1 protein-coding gene is annotated in these 732 nt (G+C 63.3%); it reads left to right on the top strand.

The features are described 5' to 3' along the window. The coding region (locus EN893_RS36390; RefSeq protein WP_128362283.1) for an autotransporter outer membrane beta-barrel domain-containing protein at window positions 1–732 on the top strand (732 nt) is incomplete at both ends.

The following is a 732-nucleotide window of genomic DNA, read 5'->3' as shown; positions in this document are numbered from 1 at the left end:
CTCGATGGCGATGCCTCGACCACCGACAAGGTCGTCATCCATGGTAGCACCTCCGGCACCGGCATTTTTGCGGTAGGTAATGTCGGCGGAGCGGGGGCGCAGACCATCGAGGGCGTCAAGATCGTCGATATCGACGGAACCTCGGCCGGCACCTTCTCGCTGGCTGGCGACTATGTCTTCCAGGGCGACCAGGCCGTGGTCAGCGGCGCCTATGCCTACCGGCTCTACAAGAACGGTGTCAGTACGCCGGCGGACGGTGACTGGTATCTGCGTTCGGCGCTGATCAATGGATCGCCGAACCCACTCTATTCGCCGGCCGTACCGATCTATGAGGCCTATGCGGGCGTCCTGCAGAGTCTCAACGAACTGGACACCCTGCAGCAGCGCCTCGGCAACCGGTCTTGGGTGGGCGCTGCTCAAGGCGCCGACGAGATCGGGTCCGTTCCGTCGCAGAACGCGATCTGGGCTCGCATCGAGGGCGCCCACACGCGGCAAAGTCCCGAGAGCGCCACGACCGTGTCGGACTACGACGTGACGACATGGAAACTGGAGACGGGGGTCGATGGTCTCCTCTACGAAGATGCCACCGGCATCCTGCTCGGCGGTGTCTCTTTCCACTATGGCACGGCTTCCTCCGACATCTCGTCGATCTATGGCGTCGGCTCGATCGACGCCAAAGGCTATGGCTTCGCCGGCACGCTGACCTGGTATGGCGACAACGGCTTCTACACC

Origin of the sequence: Mesorhizobium sp. M7A.F.Ca.CA.004.04.2.1 (assembly GCF_004022825.1) — a bacterium.
Lineage (GTDB): Bacteria > Pseudomonadota > Alphaproteobacteria > Rhizobiales > Rhizobiaceae > Mesorhizobium.
This window is presented reverse-complemented; position numbering and strand designations above follow the sequence as displayed.